The organism is Natronomonas salinimetallica, from assembly GCF_013839515.1.
Lineage (GTDB): Archaea > Halobacteriota > Halobacteria > Halobacteriales > Haloarculaceae > Natronomonas.
Window position 1 is genome coordinate 106,169 of sequence record NZ_JACDNQ010000003.1, and the last position, 22,516, is coordinate 128,684.

The following is a 22,516-nucleotide window of genomic DNA, read 5'->3' on the forward strand; positions in this document are numbered from 1 at the left end:
GTCGATGACGGAGCGGCTCGACAGGCGGCTCGTCGCAGCGCTGTGTCGGGACGGCCGCGCCGACATACGGGACGTCGCGACGACGACGGATACGGTTCCGACGACGGTCCAAACCCGCCTGCGGGCACTCGAGGAGAACGGCGTAGTCGACGGCTACGCCGCGCGGATCGACTACGGAACGCTCGGCTACGGGACGGTCGTGTTCCGGCTCGGCGTCGCCCTCGACGCGATCGACAGCGTGACCGCGCGGCTCCGCGACCGCGAGGCGTTCGTTACGGTGTATCAGACCTGCGGCCCGAGCGTCTTCGCAGTCGGCAAGTTCGGTAGCGAGGCCGCGATCGCGGCCTGTCTACGCGAACTCCACGACGACCCCGACGTTCGACGGGTCGAAGCCGATACCGTCGTCTCGGTTCGGGACGAAAACGCCTGTCCGATCCCGGAGGAGTAGGCCGCCGAAAAGATCGGATCCCGGATGGGATCCCACGGAGGAACCGACGGGTGCCACCCGTTTCGGTCCGTATTCGACAGCGCTGTGCTCCCTGCCGCGCCGACCGCGGCGCTTTCCGTTAGGAATCTAAACGACATTACCCGGTCGGATACTGCAAGTATCGCGCTGTATCCGGACATACTGTTTTGAACGTCGAATTATCGACAGTATTCTTAGAAAATCGATTATACTGCCACGTCCGCATAGCCTGGGGACCGTAACGTTTTGATAACGGGGGGAAAAAGGCCGAACATGAACCACGATGCCTCCCGGTCGCTGTACGATCGGGCGCTGTCGGTCATGCCCGGCGGTGTGAACTCCTCGGTCCGGGCCGCGCCACAGCCGTATCCGGTCTTCGTCGAGGGCGGCGACGGCGGCCACGTCGTCGATGCCGACGGCAACCGCTATATCGACTGGATCGGCGGGCTCGGACCGCTGTTGCTCGGCCACGATATGCCTGAACAACTGCAGGCCGCGGTCCAATCGCGGGCCGCCGAGGGCCCGATGTACGGAATGCCGAGCGGGATCGAAGTCGAACACGCCGAGTTCGTCTGTCGACACGTCCCGAGCGTCGAGATGATCCGCTTCGTCAACAGCGGCACCGAGGCGACCGTCTCGGCGTGTCGGCTCGCGCGGGCGGTCACGGGGCGCAACAAGATTCTCATCATGCAGGGCGGCTACCACGGCGCCCAGGAGTCGACGCTCGTCGAGGGCGACGCCGACGATCCGAGACCGTCGAGCGCCGGGATACCGCAGGCCTTCGCCGAACACACGATCCCGGTGCCGTTCAACGACCCCGGCGCCGCCCGATCGGCCTTCGAAGCACACGGCGAGGACATCGCCGCCGTCCTCGTCGAACCGATCCAGGCGAACATGGGGATCGTCTACCCCGAGGACGGCTACCACGAGCGTCTCCGGGGCCTCTGTGACGAATACGGCTCGCTCTTGATCTTTGACGAGGTCATCACCGGCTTCCGGGTCGGCGGTCTCGGGTGCGCCCAAAGCGAGTTCGGCATCGACCCCGACATCACGACCTTCGGCAAGATCATCGGCGGCGGCTTCCCGGTCGGCGCGATCGGCGGCAAGACCGAGTATCTAGAGCGGTTCACGCCCTCCGGTGACGTCTTTCAGGCCGGCACCTTCTCGGGACATCCGGTGACGATGGCGGCGGGGCTCGAAACGCTGAAATACTGCGCCGAGAACGACGTCTACGACCACGTCGATCGGCTGGGTCGGACCCTCCGGGAGGGGCTCTCGGATCTCGTCGCCGACCACGCCCCCGAGTACACTGTCGCGGGCTCGCATTCGATCTTCAAACTCGTATTCACCCGGGCCGAGGGTGCCCCCCAGGACGGCCCCTGCCGGAACGGCTGCCGACAGGATCCCTCCTGTAGCCGCTACGATGCCTGTCCCAAGCGGGGGACCGACGTGACCCGAGCCGAGACCGATCGTTACGCCCGGCTGTTCCGCCCCGCGATGCGCGAACGGGGTGTGCTCGTCTCACAGAACCAATTCGAGTCGAACTTCGTCTCCTACGGCCACACCGACGAGGACGTCGAGGAGACACTGGAGGCGTACAAGGAGGCGTTGTGAACAAACGGCACCCTTCGCAGTGGGCTGTGAACACTTCCGCGGTGGCGCGGGTGCGCCGGAACCACGGGTGTCGGGACGCCGCGTTCGGCCCTACGCGTAGTTCTCCTCTAGGAACTCTACGCGTAGTTCCCCTCTAGGAACTCGACGATGTCGTCCGACTCGGCCATCCCGTCGACCCCGTGTTCCTCGTCGACGATGACGGGGACGCCGGTCTGGCCGCTGACCTCCTCGACTTCGGTGCGCTGGCCATGGGATCGCGGTACCTCGATGCTGTCGTACTCGACGCCGAGTTGGTTCAGTTTGTCGATGACCTTCGCGCAGTACGGACAGCCGGGTAGTTCGTAGAGGGTGATGTTCGCCATCAGCCTACAGTTGGCGTGGCTTCCTAAAGAGCACGACGGTGTTGTGTCCCCGCCGCGTCAATCCGCGGCCGCGGCCGAGGTCCGTGCGCTCGCGGTCGACGGCTCCCCCGTCGGGGTGTCGGCCGACTGTGCGGTCGCCGGCGCGCCCGTCGGCGCGTACACCGATCCGAGGGCCGGCCGCGAGGGGGCCTTGACGACGGTGACCGCCTCGCCGTCCCGATCGACCCGGATCGCGCCGTCGAACCGTCCGTCGCCGTCGAACGTCCAGACGGCCCCGCCGTCGACGGTCCCGCGGTGCCGGCCGCCCCAGTGTTCGATCACCCGTCCGTATCCCTCCCGAAACGCCGTCGCGTTCTCGGCGTCGTTGAACGTCACGTTCCAGACGTGGGCCGTCTCCCCGCCCCGCTCGTAGGCGTGGAGGCGGTCGCCGTACCACCCCTCCGTGTACGGGACGTCGTACGTGTACGGTCGGTCGTGGTCGAGCCCCCCCGTGCCGGTGTTTCGGAACTCGCTGCGGTCTATGACACCGGTCCCGTTTCCGGCGTAGGCGGTGTAGGCGAACATCGATGCGAGGCCGGCCCGGCCGACGGTCGCGGCATCGGAGCCGTTTTCGACGGTGACGCGCTCCCACCCGCCGCGGTTTCGGTCGCGGACGACCGCCCCGCCGTAGCGTTCGGACCCGTACGTCTCGGGGGCGATGATCTCCGCGCTCGCGGTCGGGTACTCGCCGTGCATCGCATCGACCGCGCTCCAGTCGCCGCCGTCGCGGTGGTGGTCGACGAACCCCGGCCCCTCGGCGTACGGAAAGAACCCGAGGAAGTACACGCCCCAGTGGAACGCCGACGTGCGCGTCCCTCCCGAGTCGCCCCCGACCTCGACACACTGCCACTCACCGCGCTCACAGCGTTGCTCGTAGGCGTTCTCGACCACGGTCGCATCACCCTCGACGAGCCCGTTTCGGGCGTTGACCGCGTCGGTCGTCGTTCGCTCGGGCGCTCGGAGGCCGAAGCGCTGATCCTGGAGGGCGTGAACCAACTCGTGGGCGAGCGTCAACTCGTCGTCCAGCGTCGCCGGGTCGTTCGCGCTGACGATCACGAGCCGTTCGGTGCTCGGCTGATAGAAACCGAGGACGGTCCCGCCACGGTTCGTCCGTCTGACGTCGACGACGTCCTCGTCGGGGCCGACCAAAAACAGCGCCTCGTACTGGGCGTTGTCCAGCCTTCGCCGATCCGTCGTCGGCTCCTTCCAGACCTCGTCGAACTCCTCGGAGAACGCCTCGCGGGTGATGATCTCCACCTCGATGTCCTCCTCGAATCGGAGCCCCCTGAGCAACTGGACGCGCGCCATCGCCCGGGAGACGACGGCCTCGGTCTCGCCCTCGGTGAGGCCGTCGCCGGGATCGAACTCGAAGGTCTCGTTGTACCGGTAGCCGTCGTAATACCCCAGGCGGTCGTCCGCCGGCGGGTCGGACCGCTCGGGCACGTTCGCCTGGTACCCGGCGGTACAGCCCGCTACGAGCAACACCGTAACGAGCGCAACCGCCGCCATCGGCCGTCGAGTCATTGTCCACAGTCAGGGCTGAAGCGACAAAAACCCGCCGTGGACACCGTCGGCGTTCGCACCGTCCGTCCGAAACGTTCTCCCCGGCCTGCGCACAAACGACTGCATGGGCTATCACCACGTCGTGACCGACGATCTCGAACAGTGGGACGACCGCGATGCCGACGTCCGCTCGATCAGCGCGGCCGCGGGGCTCGACGACGAGGGCGCGCCCGTCGGCCTGCGTGTCTACGAGGCCGATCCGGGCCACCAACTCCCGTTAGCGTATCACTCCCACGACGAACAGACCGAGGCGTTCTACGTCCTCGAAGGGGCCCTCTCCGTCGAGACGCCCGAGGGGACGTTCGTCGTCGAGGCCGACGAGGCGTTCGTCGTCGAGCCCGGAAGCGCCCACCGGGCGTACAACCCCGACGGTGCCGAGGAATCCGTTCGGGTGCTGGCGATCGGCGCGCCGACTGTCGACGACGCCCACCCCTACGACCCCGAGTCCTGAAGCGTCGGGGGCTCACGTTTTTGTACCCCGCCCCTCAACCGTCTCTCAATGGCGGAGCGAAACGGGAGCCGATTCGATACGCGGATCGAGACGAACCGCTGGGAGTCGTTCACCCGATTGACGTTCACCTACTTCGCCGACGAGGGCTACGACGTCGAACAGTCCCTCGAGGACGGCCACTATCGACTCGTCTTCGAGGACGACGATCGGGACGAACGCGCCGTCTTCGTCTACGAGGGGGGGCCACCGGATATGGCCCAAGAGAGCCTCCAGGGGATGCGGGCGCTGTTGGAGGGAACGGACGAGATGGCGCAGTTCTGGGCGAACGTCCTGGAGTGATCCGGCCCCCGCCGGAGCACCCCTCCGTCAGGGATAGCCACCTGAGCCGAATCCGGTCGTCTTCGTCGGGGACGTCTCCGACCGCAGCCACGACACGCTTTGCTGTGGTGTCCTGTGCGTTGTGAGCGGACGCATTCCGTGGGTTTATTCGTTCGTTCTCCGAAGCCGACCGCAGTGGACGGTCGAACGTGACAAGCCAGTTGATCCCCCTCGTGGCGGCGATCATCGCTATCGGGATTCTCGCGCAGTTGCTTGCCGATCGCTTCGAGGTCCCGAGTATCGTGTTCCTGCTGATTGCGGGGATCATACTCGGCCCGGAAGGACTCGGTGTCATCACCTCGGACACCTTCGCGTCACTTCCGGCTATCGTCGGCCTCTCGGTTGCCATCATCGTCTTCGAGGGGGCCTTTCACCTCCGGATAGAGAACATCCGGCAGGCCACGAAGGTGAGCCTTCGTCTCGTCTCGGTCGGGGCGGCCATCTCGCTTCTGGGAACGGCGTTCGTCGTTCGGTTCGCGCTCGCTACCGACTGGGACGTGGCATTTCTCATCGGCGCGTTGCTGGTCGCGACCGGCCCGACCGTCATCACGCCGATCCTCGACGTCGTTCCGGTCCGTGATCGGGTGGCGACGGCGCTGGAGACGGAGGGCATCGTCAACGACGTGACCGCGGCCATCCTCGCCGTCGTGGTCTTCAAGATCATGCAGTTGGAGGAACCGACGGTGACAGCGTTCCTCGAGCTGTTCATCGAACGGATCGGGACGGGGGTCGGAATCGGCACCATCGTCGCCGTCATCATCTGGCTCGTCCTCCGACATATCGACCTCTCGCCGGGTGACGCACCGCGGAACGCCCGGCTCGTCGTTCTGGCCGGCGCACTCGTTGCGTTCGGCGCTGCCGACACCGTTGCCAGCGAGGCTGGCGTCGCCGCCGTCGCGACGGCCGGCATTCTGCTCGGCAACGCCGACATCCCGTACGAGGAACAGATCGCGGATTTCAAAGGCGATATCACACTCATCGTACTCTCGTTCGTGTTTATCGCCCTGGCGGCGCTACTCGAATTCAGTGACCTGCTTGCCCTCGGTGTCGGCGGGCTGGTCGTCGCCGCATCGGTCATCTTCCTCATCCGCCCGCTGGACGTGCTCGTTTCGACCAGGGGGGGCAACTTCACCGCCGCCGAGCGGCTGTTCGTCGGTTTCGTCGGGCCGCGCGGCATCATTCCGGCCTCGGTCGCGACGCTGTTCGCGGTGGAATTACAGAACGCGGGCGAGTCGGAGGCCGCCACGCTCTTGGTCGGGACCGTCTTTCTCGTCATCGTTTCAACCGTCGCGCTGCAGGGTGGGTTCGCCCGCCGAATCGCGGAATACCTCGACGTGATACCAATGCGTGTACTCATCATCGGAAGCGGGCAGGTCGGCCGCGAGGTCGCTGCTCGACTCGAAGACAGGGGAGAGAACGTCGTCGTGATCGAGAACGACGAAGCAGCCATCGAACAGGCTCGAAGCGAGGGGCTCACCGTACACATCGGTGATGGGACCAACGTAGACGTTCTCCACACGGCCGGCATCGAGAACGCCAAGACCGTCATCGCGACAACGGGTGACGATGAGGTGAACCTGTTCGTCGGTCAGCAGGCCACCACGAACTTCGACGTCGAGCAGGTGGTCTGTCGTGCCAACGACCCCAGCAACCTCGAGGCGTTCAAAGACCTCGGCGTCGACACCATCTCCTCGACCTACGCAACGGCTCAGGCCATCGACGACTTCATCGAGCGTCCGTCGATGGCTCGGTGGACCGATATGCTCGGCGAGGAGGGGGACGTCCAGGAAGTGACACTCGAAAACGAGGCGTTCACGAACCAGCCGCTCAACGAGGTCGGCCCCAAACTCCCCGGACGTTGTCTCATCGCCCTCGTCACGCACGACGGGGAAACGTTCGTGCCGGAGGCGACCTACACCCTCGAACGGGACGACCGTCTTACGCTCATCGGCGAACACCAGGCCGTCCGGTCGGCGATGTCGCTCATGCGCGGCGAGTGACCGGGGTCCCGACGAGCGGATGGTACAGGTAGCAGACTACCCCCGGTCATCCGCCGGGTTTCTGCACCGGTACCGATTGCGGCATCTGAGTGTTGTATCTGAATCTAGAAAAGTCCAACGCCGAGCACCTGCCGCAGCCGAATCCGCACGCAGTTTGAAAGAAACGGGCAAGGGATTCAAGTCGTTTCCAGACAGATATTCCGTTGATGTCGAAGACTGAGTATCGGATCGTCTCCGGCGAAGAATCGGAGATACACGACGAGCCACACATCGAGGGGCGGCGTCTGACTGTCCGATTCGTTCACGATCGCGTCGAAGGGCGGGGGCTGGATCCGGGGACGGTCGCGGACCGGCACGACCTCGACGTCGCCGACGTCTACCAGGCGTTGGCGTACTACCACGACCATCCGGAGGAGATGTCGAAGGTGGAACGTCGACGTCGCGAGGCGATCGAGCAGCACGAGGATGAGTTAGTCGATCCTGAAGATGTCGAGTCGTAGCTACCGTATTCTGGCCGACGAGAACGTCGAGCGAAAGGCCGCACGCTATCTGGAGAAGCGCGGCCACGACGTGGAGATGGTCGTCGACGTCCTCGAGCCGGGCGTGACGGACGAAACGGTTGTCGAGTACGCGACCGAGACGAATCGCTTGGTACTCACGGGCGATGACGACTTTCTGTCGAAGGGGTTCCCGACGCTGTTTCAGGAGGACGGCCAGATGTCCGCGTTCGAAGTCGCCGAAATCGTCGACGCCGTCGCGGACGCGATGTCGCAGTCGGATCTCGAACAGACTGGCGGGACGAAGCTCGTCGAAGGGTGGATCTAGAGGCCACCCGACTTTCTGGCGCTCTCGTGTCTGCACGGAAGGGTGCGGTTCCTGAGACAGTAGTATGTATAAACAGCTATCAAGAGTACGACACGGTCGTCGTTCGCGAGCTGTCACGGTTCGGTCGGGATCCGCTGACCGTCCTCCAGGACGTCGAGGAGATCGTCGATTCATACTGTCGGACGTAATTTCGTGAATACCTGAATCGTTCAGATAGACGAAACCGTACTGTGACACGACGCTCAGAGATTTTCGATTCAAGTAGTTACGTCCGACAGTATCAGACACGGAGTTCGTTTCGATCACCGAGGACTTCGACACGTCCTCGGCGATGGGCAAGGCCTTCGTCCGGATCGTCGCCGTCATCAACGGGATGTACGCCGATCTTCGCCGCGAGCAGGCAGTGCGGGCTGCTGAACGTCGACGGGAGAACGGCGAACCGGTCGGCCGTCCCAAGAAACTGAACGATGAACTGCGGGCTGAGGCCTTCGACCTCCGGCGGAAAGGCGTCAGCTACCAAGCTATCGCCCGTGTCGTCGAGTCGAAGCCGAACGCGCCAGAATCGATCAGTCGTGAGACGATCCGGCGGTACTGTAATGAAGCCGATGTGACGCCGACAGAAAACTAAATCTGTTCACCCACCTCGGGGATCCGTTCGGCGACGAGACAGCCGGTCATCTCCTCGCGGTTCGGACCGAAGTGGTACGTCCCAGTTCGACGGCACTCGACGCAGCGGTACACCTCCCAGTGCTGCCGCTGTCCGGATCGCTGCCTTCCTCGATCTCAACCGGCGCACCGCACTCACAGCGGAGCGTCATCGGCACCCCTCCGTTTCAACTACAACTTTCGCCCGAGGGCGTCGACCCCCGACTTGTTCCAAGCTCCACCCCGGTTTTTCGGCCCCGTATCGGAAACGACGAATCGGCGAAAAACGCGAAGCTCGGGGCTGTTTACCGGGTCGTTTTTCGATACTTGTAACTTCTGCATTGAGCGATACAGAGGGTTAGAAGATGGGTGTGCCAACCGTTCTATGACACCCTGGCTGCATTCAAGAACTCGTCGACCGAAGTTACGTTCTGCAGGGCTTTGGAGCTGGTGGACACAGTTTCCAAACCCTGCCGCTTCGTACGTGACGCTTTCTATGACAGGCTCCTCAAGGCTTGTACCCGAGGAATCAGGGACAATCTGTCACATCGAAGTACCCATAGATGTGATTAAAAACCGCTTGTATCCTCACATATGTTATCAGAACATAGGTGCTGGTCTTCTGGTGACAGACTGCCTCTGATTCCTTGGGCACGAGGTTTGTGGAGTTCCAGAATCTACTTCACTCGTCTTCTGAAAGAAGCTCAAGCAATTGATGGCCTTTCTCAGTAATGCGGTATTCCGTCCGATTGCGAGTATCGCCTTCGACTAAACTGGATTCTACCATACCTGCTTCTTCAAGTTCGTCAAGATGTTGATATATTGTTGACGTAGTAACGCCAACCTCCTTGTGCATCTTATACCCGTGGGATGGAGATTCATCAAGAAGACGGAGAACCTGCATCTTAGTATCACCAATTAGAGACACGCTATCTATACGGTTCAGGCGTATCCCCTATTTGCATTATATCGGCTAAAACCGACATATGCTCACTTGATGGATTCAACCATCTCTGTGAAGGCGGTCTTATTGGACTGATTGGCCCGCATATCGTTCAAGAACTTGCCAACGGCTTCGAGGAAGAAGACTCGCTCGACGTCGTCAACAAGTTTCAGAGAGCTAATGAGTTCATCGGGAGTAATGAATATGAGTTCGATAGGTGCATCTTCCGCTTCTTGATGAGCATCACCTTCCTCTCCCGGTTTGAATCCTGCACCAAGGACGTACAGATATTCACCAAGTTCGTTTATACGCCCCTTCTCGATAGCGTGTTGAACTGAACTCTGGGTGGCTGGTTTGTCCTTAACTTCCATCGCCTTGTGCAACTCATCATTGTAGAAGATTTCAACGTCACCTGCCGCCTTCGAGAACTCGTCAGAGACATTAGCGTGTTCGCAGTCTACTCGCCAATCGCCTTCGCCCGCGTGTTCGTAGTAGGTCTGCATAATACCTGCAACGACAGCAGGTAGACGCTCCCCGTTACCTGACTCTCGCAAATACTCTCTGATTTTGAGAGCGATTACGTCGTATGGTGCGTCAGATGGTGACTCGAACTCGACCGTCTTCGATTCCAATTCTGAGACTGCTTGCAGGGTCTGCCGAAGAATGTCGGTTGGGTCGAGTTCTCCCTCTTCGACTTGTTCTTGCATCCGTTGTAACAATTTGTAGAGCCGTTCTTGCTTCTGACTTGAGCGGGCGCGATTGCTGGTATCAACCTCAGGATGACGAGCAGGATTGTTCACGAAGGGTTCAGGGCTTCCCCCAAGACGCTCACCGTGCCCTTTTTCCCAAGGAACCAGAGCATCGTGTGCGACAGAACGTGCATCGTATGCCCCACCAAGTGAAGAGCCTGCCTGCAAAGCCCGGTAGTGGATGTTTGGGTTAACCGCCTTCGAGAGTGCGGCATTCACCAAGATGTAACGATACGTCTTGTTGGAGTCGGTTAGAACTTCCTTGATTTTCGTCCGAACAAGGTCGTTGTCTATGTATTTTGTTTGGTCATCAGATTGAACGTTTTTCCATTCTCGGTTCAGAATCTTCGAGGCTTCCTCAGAACTGACATTCTCTTCCGCCAAGTTAGACACCGAGACGTACTTCTAATATAACGCATAAATGTCATATATCGCAAAAAAGCGATATGAAGGGAAAAACCGATATGATTACTCGTCTGACGCCTCGGAAAGCGTTTGTTGATTAGCGTCTTTGTCGAGACCGGGATTTACGTCACGGTTCGGAGGTTCGTAATTCAACCAGAGACTCTCCTGCCGCTTGTCTTTCGTCGTGTGCATCGTCTTCTCCTCGGCGTCAACACGGTTCCAACCGTAATCCTCGAAGACTTCTTCATACAGGTCACACTTGTATCCCGAGACAGCAACTTTCCCCTCTGCGTTCCGAAGAACCTCGGCTAATTCCCGGTGTTCCTCATCACTCATCTCGTGACCATACGAGTTAGTGTCTCCTCTTGTTCCGTGCGGATATGGTGGGTCGCAGTAGAACAAGGCGTCTTCATCATCGTGGCGCTCAATAACCTCAATAGCCGGTTTGTTCTCGATTTGAACTCGACGGAGCCGGTCTGCAACGTCGTATAGTTGTTCGAGTCTTCCGTGCCACCGTGAAACTGCACCGGACATATCTCGACGCGAGGTTGATTTGCAGTATGCCCATCGTCCGGGCGTTGCTTCTTGGGCCAATCCAGAGCGCGTCTGACCTGCACGGACGAAGAACAACCGAGCCTGCTCCATATCGCTTAGTTCATCGTTGTCCTTCTGCTCGACTGCGTGAGCGAGTTCTTCACGGCTAAATGGAGTGAGTGCTATCTTTTCGAGAAGTTCATCTCGGTTCTCACGGAGAACCTTGAAGAACGTCACCACGTCCCCGTCTAAATCGTTGTACGTCTCTACGGGGCTTGGTTCTCGGTTGATTAGAACTGCGGCGCTTCCGCCAAATGGCTCTATGTATTGGTGAGTCTTCGGGAGCTGTGCCAGTATAAAGTCAAGATGACTGTATTTACCACCGTACCAGCGGAATGGAAGCGCCTTACCCATACGTGGAGTAGATGGTTCGCTATCGCTTATAAGGATTCACTTCTCGCTGAATTAGCGACTACGACAAGGGATTGAGCCTACTCGAACCGCTTTCCGGTTGTCGAACCTCAATCTCACCAGACGGAAGGGGAATCACTTCCGTATCTTCCGTAACCTCGTACCCCTGCTGTCGTGCATATTCCCGTAGTGCCAACTCCAGAATCGCTTGACTCTCGAAGGTGCGATTAAGCGAGTAGCGACGAGAATCCAATTCACGGCGTTCCTCACCTGATAGGTCTTGCCGAATCTCTGCGATTACGTCCGCAGGAACGTGAATGGTCACATCCTCACTACGCGCCATATTCACTTACTCCCGTGAATCTTCGAGCGTAGTTCCTCACGCTTCAATTCGGCTTCGGAAAGCCCCCTGTCGACGTCGTCGGGTTCGACGGCTTCCGACTCGCGCGAGTTGCCGGTTATGTTCTCGCGCAATTCCTCCTGCTTCGCTCGAATCTCCTCCTCCGAGGCAGAAGCCTCCTCGACGTCGAGGCGTTCGCGTAGGACGGATTCAATCACTTCGACAAGGGAATCACCTTCCTCGAAGTTGCCGGAGCCTCGAACCTTCTGAGCAAGGCTAATCCAATCGTCGTTACTCATCGCTGGAGCCTCCGAGATAGTCGTCTGCCATCATCGAGACGAGCGTTCCGAGGGGAACCCCGCTTGCCTCTGCGCCAAGGGCTTCATCTCCCACTTGGCGAATCTTCTGCTTAGTCGACTGCGTTACCATAATATATTTGTCACGTTCTGTCATCATATTCACCGCGCGATTTGAGATATAAATTCATCGCGCAAATCCCGAAGTGAGGAAAGCCCCCACATTCGAGGTAGGGTTATGTCGGGTAGTTACCCGAAGTTGGGAAAGTGAATTGAACTTCTCAAAGTACGACGCCCCAACTTGGACGCAAGTAGGAATCTCAACCCCTTGCGATTAATATGTTTATTCTCCAACTATTTAAAACTTTCGGTTTTCTGACAGTTTGACTTGCTACTTCTCCAAGTGCCGGAGAAACCGTAATGACAGAAGTTCACCTTCATAGACTATTTTCTATATATGCACATACTTGTATGAAATCGCATTTATCCCCACAATATATTGAACATATTTTCAATCGCCGGTGGGAGGCTGAGGAGAGCGCATATATGACCGTTTTTAATAAAAACTACGCTCTCCGAATTGTACGTGGTGACGAGCCTTGCTTGCTGGCGCAGGAATCCCCTCCCGACTCTGCGATTGTCTCCTCTAATGGGAAATTCTCGCGGTAGATGGCTCAATACGGCAGAAATCCCAAGATTTACTTCCACCGAGAACGTTCAACTATACGCGAATCAACGGACGGCGTTGACCCGAACAAGGGGACCAATTCAACTCACACGGGCGCGGGCAAAATCGCACGACGGCGTCTATCCCGTCAACCTCAAAGCGTTATGCGAGAAACTGAGTCCGCCCTCCCCGATTTGAACGGGGGACAAGTCGATCTACAGTCGACTGCTCTACCAGTCTGAGCTAAGGGCGGTCGTACTTGAACGGAGAGGGCTGTCCGACTTAACGGTTTTGACCTTCGGCCGTCAGGCCGCGTCAGACAGGCGGCTGTCAGACGGCGCGCGAAGATTGAAATACTGTCACACACAACTGTCGGACAGTCAATGAGCAAGATTACCTTCCGGGCGGACGACGAACTCATCCACCAGCTCGAGGAGTTCGACGCCTCGAAAAGTGAGGTGATGCGGGAGGCGCTCCGGAGGTACCTCGACGAGAACAGTGATACCTCCGTAAACGCGGCTAAGAGCGGATCGAGCGGTGAATCGGACGGTCGGATCGCCGGCGAGTCGCTCGATGACCTCATCGCCGACCGCGTCGACGCCCTCGTCTCGGATCGCCTGGAACGGGCGTATACGCCCCGAGAACCCCAGGACGTGAACGTAAACATCACGCTCGATGGTGATTCCGGCGACGTGTCACACGCTTCCGGGGACGATCGTAAGACACCGACCGCCGAACGTGAAAACGCGTCCGACGAGTCGGGGCATACGTGTAAACAGTGCGGGGAAACCCTCCCGCAGTCCGCCGTTTACTGCTCCAACTGCGGCGAGAAAGCGAGCCACCGTGTCTTCTGTGAATGCGGCGATGAGATCCGATCGGACTGGGGATTCTGCCCGAGCTGTGGCCGCCGGACGCCTGCCGCCGACGTCCTTCGGGATACGTAAACGCCGAAAACAGACGCTTTGAGCCGTTAAACACGGTCGGGAGCCATGTGTCTTACAAACGGGGGAAGATTTAAGTATACTGCATTTGTGCGTTCAGCTGCGTAAGACGACGCGTCTTACATACGGCGGGGACCGGGTATATCCCGGCTTGGGACGCCCTGTCGGTGTAAACGTGGATCGGTCGCGTGTGCAACGTCGTCTTACTCACAACCAGAGGGGAAATACTATGGAGCGTGTGACACTACGAATCCCGAAACAGCAGATAGAGGAAGTCGAACGCATGGTCGATACGGGGCAGTTCCCGAACCGGAGCGAGGCGATTCGCTCCGCCGTGCGTGAGATGATAAACGAGCAGGAGACGGAACCTGCGGAAAAAAACCGCCCCTGGGCGAAGGTGTAGACGATGCAGGACATCGTCAACTCCGCGTTGGAGAACGCCGAAGCCGAACAGCGCGAGATGGACTCCGATCTGGGCGAGGACGACGAGTTCGGTGACCCCCGAATCGTCATCGTCGGTGCGGGCGGCGCGGGCAACAACACGGTCAATCGGCTGTATAACATCGGCGTCGATGGCGCAGAAACCATCGCGATCAATACCGACAAACAGCACCTCAAGATGATCGAAGCCGACACCAAGATCCTGGTCGGCAAATCCCTGACCAACGGACTCGGAGCCGGCGGCGACCCCTCGATGGGCGAGCGCGCGACCGAGATGGCCCAGGGGACGATCAAGGAGGTCCTCGGCGAGGCCGACCTCGTCTTTGTCACCGCGGGCATGGGTGGCGGTACCGGGACCGGCGCGGCCCCGGTCGTCTCGAAGATCGCCAAAGAGCAGGGCGCGATCGTCGTCGGGATGGTCTCGACTCCGTTCAACGTTGAGCGCGCACGGACGGTCAAGGCCGAGGAGGGGCTCGAAAAGCTCCGCAACGAGGCCGATTCGATCATCGTCCTCGACAACAACCGGCTTTTGGACTACGTCCCGAACCTGCCGATCGGCAAGGCCTTCTCGGTGATGGATCAGATCATCGCGGAGACGGTCAAGGGGATCTCCGAGACGATCACTCAGCCGTCGCTGATCAATCTCGATTACGCGGACATGACGTCGATCATGAACCAAGGCGGCGTCGCCGTCATGTTGGTCGGCGAAACCCAGGACAAAAACAAGACGAAGGAGGTGGTCAACGACGCGATGAATCACCCACTCTTGGACGTCGACTACCGCGGTGCCTCGGGCGGGTTGGTCCACATCACTGGCGGCCCCGACCTCACACTGAAAGAGGCCGAGGGGATCGCACAGAACATCACGGAGCGCCTCGAGGCCTCCGCGAACGTCATCTGGGGTGCCCGGATCCAAGACGAGTACAAGGGCAAGGTCCGCGTCATGGCGATCATGACCGGTGTCCAGTCGGCCCAGATCCTCGGCCCGACGACACAGAAACAGGCAGACGCCTCCAGGCAGGCGATAGAGGGCGTCGACGACGATGAGTTTTCCTCGACGGCACCGGAGGGATCCCGTACCCAAAACAGCGGGTTTGGCGTCGGTGAGACCGACGGCGGGCGCTCGGAGATCGAACAGAACAACGGTATTGATGTCGTCAGATAAGTCAGTTTACGTATAATACTGACTCAGCCGGAGCCTTCCGATTTTTATCTTAACGGTCGATTCAGCTGTATTGACATATATCGCGTAAACAGCGTGTATGACGCCCGGCTGACGCTCGCGACCGAACGGTCTGCTGTTCCGTCTGAACGGCCCGCTATCTCACTCGAACAGTCTGCCGTCTCACCCAACGATCCGTATCAGTCGTCCCCCGGCAGTTCGCCGCCGACCGCGTCGACGAGTTCACACTTCCGGCAGATATCGTTGTTCGTCGGTGCGCCACAGCGATCACACGTTCCGTGCGGGCTGTCCTCGCCGCCGCGATAGGCCTCCGCGGCCAGCCGTGCGAGTTCTTCGTACCCGGACATGATCGAATGTCTGGTTCCGGGATGGCCCTCCTCGAGGCCGTAGAGCATCTCTTGGATCTCGCCGCGATACGCCTCATCCGAGTGAGGACACTCGGCCATGTGTACCGGCAGGTCGGCCAAGTGCGCATAGAGGGCGACCTCCTTTTCGGGAACGTCCCGGAGCGGTTTCGCGCGCGGGACGAACGGGGCGTCGTCGATTTCGCGCTCGTCGAACCCCCCCAGGGAGGCATCGAAGTGTTTTGCGACCTGTCTGACGTCCCCCGAGAGGACGTTCATCATCGCTGTCTGGGCCTCGTCGTCGAGATTGTGGCCGGTCAGGAGTTTGTCGGCACCGTACTCCTCGGCATACCGTGACAGCGCGTCGCGTCGGAAGACCCCACAGTACGCACAGGGAGCCATCCCCTCCGGGTCGTCCTCGGCGACCGAATCCATCTCCACGTCGTACTCTTCGGCGTAGCTGACGACTTCGTGCCCGATATCGAGGCCGTCGGTGAGTTCGAGACACGCATCCAGCGAGGCGTCCCGGTATCCCTCGATCCCCTCGTGGATCGTGAGTGCGACGAGTTCGACCCGCGGATCCTCCGAGAACGTCTCCTCGAGAAGTTGGGTGAGGACGACGCTGTCTTTCCCGCCCGAGAGGCCGATGAGCCAGATCTCGGGGTCGTCGGCGGTGGCGGTATCCGAGAGGAGTGCATCGTCGCGGATCCGTCGCCGGACGCGGGTCTCGACCGACCGGCGGAAGTGCTTCGAGCACAGATGGAGCCCGGAGTAGGCGGCGTGCATGACGGCCTCCGAACCGCATTTATCGCACTGCATCACCGCATCCTTGCCGGGTCGGTCGGATACCCGTTTCGACTCCGGGCGTCCGGTACGGACGCGTCAACACCGCCTCCGCGTTCGGGGAGCGATACGACGCGACAACCGTTTGTTTCATCGGACCGTTGTACCGCTCGATGAGCTACACCCGAGCGGAGGCGGTCGATCGACTCCGAAGCGTCGTCGAAACCGTCGAGACCGAGCCGACCCCGGTTCCCGTTCGTGAGGTGTGGGCCTTCGGCGACGTCGTCCTCGGGATGGACCCGATCGACCGTCTGGGTGTCTACGTCACGAAGGACCTCCTGTTCAAGGACGCCCCCGAGCGGGAGGCCGAATTCGAGGCCGAACTCGGGGTTTCGGGGGTCGGCAAGACGGTCTCGGCGACGTGGGCCGAAGCCTTCCCCGAGCACGTCCGGGCGAACGCCTCGGGACACGCCGCACCCGAACGGTGTCTGGCGGCACACCTCTTCGAGGACGAACCGGTCCACCTCGAAGTCTGCAATACCGGCTTCGAACACAACGTGACCCAGCGGCTGAACGGGGCACGGGCCAGAGGGGACTACACACAATTGCTCGACCCGCGTGCGGCCTGTCTGTGGGTCGACACCGACGAGGGCGGGACGACGAGCGAGGAGGCGTTCCGGAGGCTCGAATCCGGCGAGTTCGTCCTTCCGACGCTCTCGGCCAGCCTCGGGATGCTCGGCATGGACGACACCGAGGCCGAAGCCGCCGCCGCCGAACTCGAACGCTACCGCAACGGTATCGAGGGCGTTAGCGTCCGCGGCGACGTCGTGTGAACCGGGCGCTACTGCTCGTGGGCGGCGATACGGGAAAAGAACGGATCGGTTCCTACCGAAGGTCCGGAACGACAGGCGAAGCTACTTCCTCCGCGTCGTAGCGTTTGCGGACGCCGCCGTCCGCTCGGATATCGTCGGTCGTTTCCGCTCGCGGCATCATCGGAACCATCGGTTCGATTTCGTCTCGCGTCATCTACTCCACTCTCTATCCTACATGGTCTTAAATGTTAATGATCGTTAGTGCATATCGGGGGGCGGACCGACGGACGGCGACCCAAATCCTTATATATAAAATCGGCACAGGCTCAACCAACAGATGGTCGAAGCGTTCGCCGTCGCCTCCGGCAAGGGCGGCACCGGCAAAACGACGAGTACGATGGCGCTCGGGATGGCGCTGGCTGAACGCTACGACGTGACGGTCGTCGACGCCGACACGGGGATGGCGAACCTGCTGTTTCACGCGGGACTCGCCGACGTCGAGACGACGCTCCACGACGTCCTCGTCGAAGGGGGCGTGCCCGTCGAGGCGGCGACGTACGACCGGTTCGGCATGTCGGTCGTTCCCTGTGGCACGTCGCTTGCGGCTTTCGAATCCGTCGAACCCGACCGGCTTCGTGACGTCGTCGCCGAACTCGCCGCCGACACTGACGTGTTGCTCCTCGATTCGCCCGCGACGCTGAACTCCAAGAGCGCGGTGTTGCCGATCGTTCTCGCCGACCGCGTCGTCGTCGTGCTCAACCCGACGGTCCCCGCGATATCCGACGGCCTGAAGGTACAAGAATACGCCCTGTCGTACGGTTCCGATATCGCGGGGACGGTGTTCAATCGCGTCCGTGGCGACATCACGGGGGTCAAAGCGAAGGCCGAACGCTATTTCGAGGGGCCGACGCTCGCGTCGGTGCCCGAGAGCGACGCCATCCAGGCCGCCCGCTCGGCCGGGGTTCCCCTGCTCGATCACGCCCCTGAGAGCCCGGCAGCGGCGGCGTTCCGGACCGCCGCCGGACGGCTGTCGCCGAACGACGGCGACCACGAGGACGTCGCCGAACGGTTCCGGACCGCGGTCATCCCCGACCCGCCATGATCCCCGATGGGGAGTTGCTCCGGTCACGGGTCGTCTCGGCGCTATCGCCCGCGCTCGAGGACGCCCTCGACCGCGAACTCGACGGCTACGCGCTGGTATCGCCCCGGAACGCGCTGCTCGATTCGGGAAACGACCGGGGCGTCATCACGTTCGAATCGGGTGTTGCGACGCTCGCCTACCACACGGGGACGGACCGAGGTGGCCCGCCAGCGCTCGCGGATATCGGTTCGCCGCCGTATCAGTTCGAACTGTACGCCCTCGCTGCCGAGGCCCTGGAGTTGCCCCACCGAACCGAGACGCTTCGGATCCCGCCCGGCGCGGCCGCAGAGCGGCTCGCCGGCGACGCTGAACTCGCCGCGCGGGTCCGCGCGGCCGTCGCCGACGACGGCGACGAACGGAGCGAACGGGACGCCGTCGAGGCGTTCCTCGAAAACGAGGCAGCCGTTTCGGACATCCGGGATGCCGCCCGCACGGATGCGCTCGAACGTGCCGAGGAGTGGGGCTTCTCCGAGGCGCTCGAGGAGTGAGACGGCCGTCCGCCGGGGCCGCCCGTTCTCACCGTCCACCGGGGCCGCCCGTTCTCACCGTCCGTCGAGGCCGTCCCGAAGCCGGGCGGCGACGTCGTCGATCGCTTCCCGCCCCTTCTCGACGTATTCATACAGGCTGAGAAAGGCGTGGATCTGGGCGTCGTAGCGGAGATGCGTGGTATCGATCCCGGCTTCGGAGAGCCGATCGACGTACGCCTCGCCCTCCCCACGGAGCGGATCGTAGCCGGCCGTCACGACGGTCGCCGGCGGCAGCCCCGAGAGGTCCCGCGCCCGAAGCGGGAAGGCGTAGTGGTTGCCGACGTCGGCGGGGTCGCAGTACTGCTCGAGATACCACTCGACGCTGTCCATCTCGAGGAAGTAGCCGGCCCCGTTCTCGTCGTAGGAGTCGAACCACCGCACCGAGGGCGGATTGAGCGCCGGATAGACGAGCAGCTGATGGGCGAGGTCGGGTCCAGCGCGGTCCCGGGCCGCGAGTGCGACGGCCGCCGAGAGGTTCCCGCCCGCGCTGTCGCCACCGACGGCCACCCGGTCGGGATCGCCGCCGAGATCGGCCGCGTGCGTGGCCGCCCACTCGGTTGCCGCGTAGCAGTCCTCGAAACCGGCCGGAAACGGGTGCTCCGGCGCGCGGCGGTAGTCGACCGAGACGACGACCGCCCCGGCACGGTTCGTCAGCCGTCGACAGAGACCGTCGTAGGCGTCGAGCGAGCCTCGAACCCACCCGCCGCCGTGAAGAAACGAGAGCACGGGGGCCGGCCCGTCGACCTCCGGCGCGTAGATACGAAGCGGGATCGGGCCGTTCGGTCCCTGGATCTCGATGTCGACGACCTCGTCGACGGGTTCGGGGTCGGCGACGGCGAACAGTTCCTCGAGGATCCGTCGGCCGCTCTCGACGGACAGCGTCGACGAGGGGGCCGAGATCCCCGATTCGAGTTGCTCGAGCAGCGCGGCGGCCTGGGGGTCGAGTCCGTCGTCTCGCGTCGGCATATCCCGAGGTCGCAGCGCAAGCGAGTTAGTCCTCCGGTTTCTCGCCTCCGGCCCTTCCCCCGCTGACTCCGTCGCCCGCGGCTGTCTCAATTCAATAGCATCGTCGCCGTATCGAGCAGTTCGTCCTCGTCGAAGGGCTTTGTCACGTACTCGTCGGCCCCCGCCCGGACGGCTTGTTTCATCTTTTCGGCCTGCTCGACGCTGGTGCACATCATCACTTTGGTCTCGTCGGTCAACCCCTTGATCCGGCCGGTGGCCTCGACGCCGTCCATCTCCGGCATCATGATGTCCATCGTGACGAGGTCGGGCCGCTCGGCTTCGAACAGTTCGACCCCCTCCCGTCCGTTCTCGGCCTCGCCGACGACCTCGAAGCGGTCGCCCAGCGCGCCGGAGATGATCGTCCGTTGCAGCGAGGAGTCGTCGACGACGAGTACTTTCGGTGGCATTGTGATCAGCCCGTGGTGTCCGTCCGTACCGGCGTTCGGTACATAATCGTATGACCGGTTTCGGGGGTCGATACACGGCCCGCGCCGGCCGACGGCCGTCCGTATCGCTCGAACGACGACCGTGCCGACCGCCCGCGGCGGCAGGTTCTTTTCTCGGGCGGCCCTCACGTCCCGGTATGGAGTCGGTACCCCGGATCGTCGATCGGCTCGAACAGCATCTGATGAGCCTCGGCGTCTACGTGGAGCGTCACGCCCGCGAGTCCGGAACGATCCACGTCGAGTACGAGACGGCCGCGCCGGGGCTGACGACCGGCGACATCGGTAACGTCTGCTCGGAACTACGGGAGGCCTACCAGGACGGATGGGAGCCGCACGACTGTACGTTTTGGGCGTTTCACACGGAGGGCGGGTATCACGGCCGGTGGGCCGTCGAGGCCGGATGGTTTGACGCGCTCGACCGGGAGTACATCTCCGAGACCGACTTCTCGACGCTCGTGCTCTCGACGAGGGACCCCGCCTCCGAATCTCCGGCACCGGACCCGGCCTTCGGCGAGGCCGAGCCTCCGGGGACGGGTGGATCCATGTGACGTACGAGGGACGGACGGTTTCGGCTGTACGGGGGGACGGTTTCGGCTGTACGGGGGGACGGTTTCGGTCGTTGGACCGCTACTGCGGGCCTTCGAGAGTCACTCCCGCATTTGTTTGAACTGATCGATGAGCGCCTCCGCCGAGTCACCGGCGTCGTACTCAACCTTGCCCTGGTAGGTCGTCCGCTCGTCGTCGAAGGCGGCGTCGACCGTCGATGTCTTCTTTTCGCGGCGCTCGTGTTCGGCTTCGTCATAGGCACCCATTGACATGGTATACTTCCTCTTTGTGGTTATTCATCATGAATGTATCGGGGCCACCGGCGGTTTCTGAGCGGTTCGGTGGCTTCGAGGTGGATCTCTCGTTTTCCCGGTCTCCCGGTCACCCGGTCTCCCGGTCCCCCGGTCCCTCGGTCCGTGCCGGTTTTTTTGCATCCCCACCCCAACCCAAACCCAAACCCAAACCCCAACCCAAACCCAAACCCAAACCCAAACCCAAACCCAAACCCAAACCCAAACCCAAACCCAAACCCAAACCCAAACCCAAACCCAAACCCAAACCCCAACCCAAACCCAAATCCCCACCGCCTCCCCACCGCCTCCCCACCGCCTCCACAACCGCGAAAACGCAACCAGTAAACGACTCGGGACCGAAACCACGGTGTGGCAGGCCCTCTTCGCTTCCGCCGGTCGAATGGAACGTGGTCCCGCGATCGCGTCCGAGAGCAGCTTTTGGCCCCGCTGGACTCGCAGTTCGGTGCGCGACTCGAGGACCCATGGTTCTCGGTCGGCGACGACCGCTACGATGCCGTCCGCCTCGACATGCAAAACGGCGACGTCGCGCTGTTCGCGTTCCGGCCCGGCCGGGCCTACTGGCTCGGCAACACCGAGACGCCGGAAGCGCTCTGGCGCACTGACAAGGAGACGTTCGCCGAGGCTCCCTACGCGGTCTCACGGTGGGCCGAGCGCGAGCTCACCGCCAGACTCGAGGTCACCGATCCGTGGCTCGCCGAGTTCGAGTACGTCACGTGGTTTTTCCTCCCGGTGTTCTTCTCGAAGGACGGCCGGAACACGACCCGGACGTTCTTCGCCGAGGACGCCGCCGGCTTCCCCGACGCGAGCCGCGAGGCCGGCCTCGGGTTCTACGAGTCGCTGCTCGCGACCGGTGTCCTCGACGACCACCGCTACACGATGGCGTCGAAACTCGGTACGTCGCCGGGATACGACCTCACCCGGATGCGCGCGACGATGTCGGAGTTCACCGTCGCGAAGGTCCTCGCCGACGCCGGCCTCGGGTTCGTCCCGGAGGTCGAGCAGGCGAGCGGCCACGCCCTCGATTTCGCCGTCGGCGATCGGCTTGTCGAGGTCACGCGACCCGAGCCGCCGGCCCGACGCTCCCACGCCGACCATCCCGTCGCGGCGGTCAAAGAGACCGGCGGCGCGAAACGCACCGACCAGCTCGCCAAACACCCGAACGCCGTCCTCTTTGTCGACTGTACGTCCTTTAGCGACGCCGAGTGGTCGGCCGTACGAGCCGAACAGCCGGGGGTCGGCCACGAGCCGACCGTGGTGTTTCGGGCCCGCCCCGACGGTCGGGTCGAGGGGTATCTGTACGGGCGACTCCCGTTCGATCTCGACGGCGCTATCGGGTTCGTCTGAT

Annotated in this window: 28 protein-coding genes, 1 tRNA gene and 1 pseudogene; 17 read left to right on the plus strand and 13 right to left on the minus strand. The window is 62.0% G+C overall.

Annotated features, from left to right (window positions below):
- Positions 1-4: 4 nt before the first annotated feature.
- The gene (locus tag HZR14_RS03105; RefSeq protein WP_181691408.1) at positions 5-448 is read left to right on the plus strand and encodes an Lrp/AsnC family transcriptional regulator; all 444 of its coding nucleotides are present in this window, start codon (positions 5-7) and stop codon (positions 446-448) included.
- Between the two features lie 291 nt (positions 449-739).
- Positions 740-2,080: a glutamate-1-semialdehyde 2,1-aminomutase gene (gene hemL / locus HZR14_RS03110; RefSeq protein ID WP_181691409.1), complete on the plus strand. Its 1,341-nt coding sequence runs from the start codon at positions 740-742 to the stop codon at positions 2,078-2,080.
- Between the two features lie 116 nt (positions 2,081-2,196).
- On the opposite strand, the gene HZR14_RS03115 is transcribed toward hemL, so the two are convergent.
- Positions 2,197-2,442, minus strand: coding sequence for a glutaredoxin family protein (locus HZR14_RS03115; protein ID WP_181691410.1), 246 nt, complete (start codon positions 2,440-2,442; stop codon positions 2,197-2,199).
- A gap of 57 nt (positions 2,443-2,499) precedes the next feature.
- Positions 2,500-4,005 carry an Hvo_1808 family surface protein gene (locus HZR14_RS03120; protein WP_181691411.1) on the minus strand — a complete coding sequence of 502 codons (1,506 nt, stop codon included), beginning with the start codon at positions 4,003-4,005 and terminating at the stop codon, positions 2,500-2,502.
- A 103-nt stretch (positions 4,006-4,108) separates the two neighbouring features.
- Here HZR14_RS03120 and HZR14_RS03125 point away from each other — a divergent pair, with 103 nt between their 5' ends.
- From HZR14_RS03125 to HZR14_RS03155, 7 genes and pseudogenes are all read left to right on the plus strand, one after another.
- Positions 4,109-4,495, plus strand: a complete 387-nt coding sequence (locus tag HZR14_RS03125; protein ID WP_181691412.1) for a cupin domain-containing protein — start codon at positions 4,109-4,111, stop codon at positions 4,493-4,495.
- 48 nt (positions 4,496-4,543) lie between these two features.
- Positions 4,544-4,834: a hypothetical protein gene (locus HZR14_RS03130; RefSeq protein ID WP_181691413.1), complete on the plus strand. Its 291-nt coding sequence runs from the start codon at positions 4,544-4,546 to the stop codon at positions 4,832-4,834.
- A 212-nt stretch (positions 4,835-5,046) separates the two neighbouring features.
- Positions 5,047-6,873: a cation:proton antiporter domain-containing protein gene (locus tag HZR14_RS03135; RefSeq protein ID WP_181691535.1), complete on the plus strand. Its 1,827-nt coding sequence runs from the start codon at positions 5,047-5,049 to the stop codon at positions 6,871-6,873.
- Between the two features lie 206 nt (positions 6,874-7,079).
- Positions 7,080-7,373 (plus strand): DUF433 domain-containing protein, encoded by a 294-nt coding sequence (locus HZR14_RS03140; protein WP_181691414.1) that lies wholly within the window; start codon positions 7,080-7,082, stop codon positions 7,371-7,373.
- Positions 7,360-7,698, plus strand: coding sequence for a DUF5615 family PIN-like protein (locus HZR14_RS03145; RefSeq protein WP_181691415.1), 339 nt, complete (start codon positions 7,360-7,362; stop codon positions 7,696-7,698). The genes HZR14_RS03140 and HZR14_RS03145 overlap by 14 nt, the downstream gene beginning before the upstream one ends.
- A 26-nt stretch (positions 7,699-7,724) precedes the next feature.
- A complete protein-coding gene (locus HZR14_RS03150) occupies positions 7,725-7,886 on the plus strand; it encodes a hypothetical protein (protein WP_181691416.1) in 162 nt (53 codons plus the stop codon).
- A gap of 107 nt (positions 7,887-7,993) precedes the next feature.
- Positions 7,994-8,326 (plus strand): annotated as a pseudogene (locus HZR14_RS03155) (hypothetical protein); the annotation flags it as partial.
- Between the two features lie 699 nt (positions 8,327-9,025).
- On the opposite strand, the gene HZR14_RS03160 reads toward HZR14_RS03155, so the two are convergent.
- The 6 genes from HZR14_RS03160 to HZR14_RS03185 form a co-directional block, all read right to left on the minus strand.
- On the minus strand, positions 9,026-9,247 hold the full coding sequence (locus HZR14_RS03160) for a PadR family transcriptional regulator (protein WP_220132421.1): 222 nt from the start codon (positions 9,245-9,247) through the stop codon (positions 9,026-9,028).
- A gap of 86 nt (positions 9,248-9,333) precedes the next feature.
- Positions 9,334-10,428, minus strand: a complete 1,095-nt coding sequence (locus HZR14_RS03165; RefSeq protein ID WP_181691418.1) for a restriction endonuclease, SacI family — start codon at positions 10,426-10,428, stop codon at positions 9,334-9,336.
- A 75-nt stretch (positions 10,429-10,503) separates the two neighbouring features.
- Complete coding sequence (locus HZR14_RS03170) at positions 10,504-11,388, minus strand: DNA adenine methylase (protein ID WP_181691419.1); 885 nt, start codon at positions 11,386-11,388, stop codon at positions 10,504-10,506.
- A 342-nt stretch (positions 11,389-11,730) separates the two neighbouring features.
- Positions 11,731-12,024 carry a hypothetical protein gene (locus HZR14_RS03175; protein WP_181691420.1) on the minus strand — a complete coding sequence of 98 codons (294 nt, stop codon included), beginning with the start codon at positions 12,022-12,024 and terminating at the stop codon, positions 11,731-11,733.
- Positions 12,017-12,178 (minus strand): hypothetical protein, encoded by a 162-nt coding sequence (locus HZR14_RS03180; RefSeq protein ID WP_181691421.1) that lies wholly within the window; start codon positions 12,176-12,178, stop codon positions 12,017-12,019. Before HZR14_RS03180 ends, HZR14_RS03175 begins: the two co-directional genes overlap by 8 nt.
- Positions 12,179-12,867: 689 nt before the next feature.
- A tRNA-Tyr gene (locus HZR14_RS03185) sits at positions 12,868-12,941 on the minus strand.
- Positions 12,942-13,071: 130 nt separating this feature from the next.
- On the opposite strand from HZR14_RS03185, the gene HZR14_RS03190 reads away from it, so the two are divergent.
- The 3 genes from HZR14_RS03190 (at position 13,072) to ftsZ (ending at position 15,235) form a co-directional block, all read left to right on the plus strand.
- Positions 13,072-13,632 (plus strand): double zinc ribbon domain-containing protein, encoded by a 561-nt coding sequence (locus HZR14_RS03190; RefSeq protein ID WP_181691422.1) that lies wholly within the window; start codon positions 13,072-13,074, stop codon positions 13,630-13,632.
- Between the two features lie 226 nt (positions 13,633-13,858).
- Positions 13,859-14,032, plus strand: a complete 174-nt coding sequence (gene cdrS / locus HZR14_RS03195; RefSeq protein ID WP_181691423.1) for a transcriptional regulator CdrS — start codon at positions 13,859-13,861, stop codon at positions 14,030-14,032.
- A gap of 3 nt (positions 14,033-14,035) precedes the next feature.
- Positions 14,036-15,235 (plus strand): cell division protein FtsZ, encoded by a 1,200-nt coding sequence (ftsZ, locus tag HZR14_RS03200; protein ID WP_181691424.1) that lies wholly within the window; start codon positions 14,036-14,038, stop codon positions 15,233-15,235.
- Positions 15,236-15,432: 197 nt separating this feature from the next.
- On the opposite strand, the gene ncsA is transcribed toward ftsZ, so the two are convergent.
- Positions 15,433-16,416 (minus strand): tRNA 2-thiolation protein NcsA, encoded by a 984-nt coding sequence (gene ncsA, locus HZR14_RS03205; protein WP_181691425.1) that lies wholly within the window; start codon positions 16,414-16,416, stop codon positions 15,433-15,435.
- 137 nt (positions 16,417-16,553) lie between these two features.
- On the opposite strand from ncsA, the gene HZR14_RS03210 reads away from it, so the two are divergent.
- A complete protein-coding gene (locus HZR14_RS03210; RefSeq protein WP_181691426.1) occupies positions 16,554-17,213 on the plus strand; it encodes a DUF7095 family protein in 660 nt (219 codons plus the stop codon).
- A gap of 52 nt (positions 17,214-17,265) precedes the next feature.
- On the opposite strand, the gene HZR14_RS03215 is transcribed toward HZR14_RS03210, so the two are convergent.
- Positions 17,266-17,406, minus strand: coding sequence for a hypothetical protein (locus HZR14_RS03215; protein WP_181691427.1), 141 nt, complete (start codon positions 17,404-17,406; stop codon positions 17,266-17,268).
- A gap of 123 nt (positions 17,407-17,529) precedes the next feature.
- On the opposite strand from HZR14_RS03215, the gene HZR14_RS03220 reads away from it, so the two are divergent.
- Both HZR14_RS03220 and HZR14_RS03225 read left to right on the plus strand, forming a co-directional pair.
- Complete coding sequence (locus HZR14_RS03220) at positions 17,530-18,294, plus strand: nucleotide-binding protein (protein WP_181691428.1); 765 nt, start codon at positions 17,530-17,532, stop codon at positions 18,292-18,294.
- The gene (locus HZR14_RS03225; RefSeq protein WP_181691429.1) at positions 18,291-18,821 is read left to right on the plus strand and encodes a DUF8054 family protein; all 531 of its coding nucleotides are present in this window, start codon (positions 18,291-18,293) and stop codon (positions 18,819-18,821) included. The genes HZR14_RS03220 and HZR14_RS03225 overlap by 4 nt, the downstream gene beginning before the upstream one ends.
- Before the next feature lie 54 nt (positions 18,822-18,875).
- Here HZR14_RS03225 and HZR14_RS03230 read toward each other — a convergent pair whose 3' ends face one another.
- Positions 18,876-19,826 carry an alpha/beta hydrolase gene (locus tag HZR14_RS03230; protein ID WP_181691430.1) on the minus strand — a complete coding sequence of 317 codons (951 nt, stop codon included), beginning with the start codon at positions 19,824-19,826 and terminating at the stop codon, positions 18,876-18,878.
- A gap of 86 nt (positions 19,827-19,912) precedes the next feature.
- Positions 19,913-20,272: a response regulator gene (locus tag HZR14_RS03235; protein WP_181691431.1), complete on the minus strand. Its 360-nt coding sequence runs from the start codon at positions 20,270-20,272 to the stop codon at positions 19,913-19,915.
- 176 nt (positions 20,273-20,448) lie between these two features.
- Between HZR14_RS03235 and HZR14_RS03240 the strand changes: the two genes are divergently transcribed.
- Positions 20,449-20,859, plus strand: a complete 411-nt coding sequence (locus HZR14_RS03240; RefSeq protein ID WP_181691432.1) for a DUF8159 domain-containing protein — start codon at positions 20,449-20,451, stop codon at positions 20,857-20,859.
- 99 nt (positions 20,860-20,958) lie between these two features.
- Here the strand turns inward: HZR14_RS03240 and HZR14_RS03245 are convergent, their stop codons facing one another.
- A complete protein-coding gene (locus tag HZR14_RS03245; RefSeq protein ID WP_181691433.1) occupies positions 20,959-21,129 on the minus strand; it encodes a DUF5786 family protein in 171 nt (56 codons plus the stop codon).
- A gap of 390 nt (positions 21,130-21,519) precedes the next feature.
- On the opposite strand from HZR14_RS03245, the gene HZR14_RS03250 reads away from it, so the two are divergent.
- Positions 21,520-22,515 carry a DUF5784 family protein gene (locus HZR14_RS03250; RefSeq protein WP_181691434.1) on the plus strand — a complete coding sequence of 332 codons (996 nt, stop codon included), beginning with the start codon at positions 21,520-21,522 and terminating at the stop codon, positions 22,513-22,515.
- The last annotated feature ends 1 nt before the right edge of the window (position 22,516 follow it).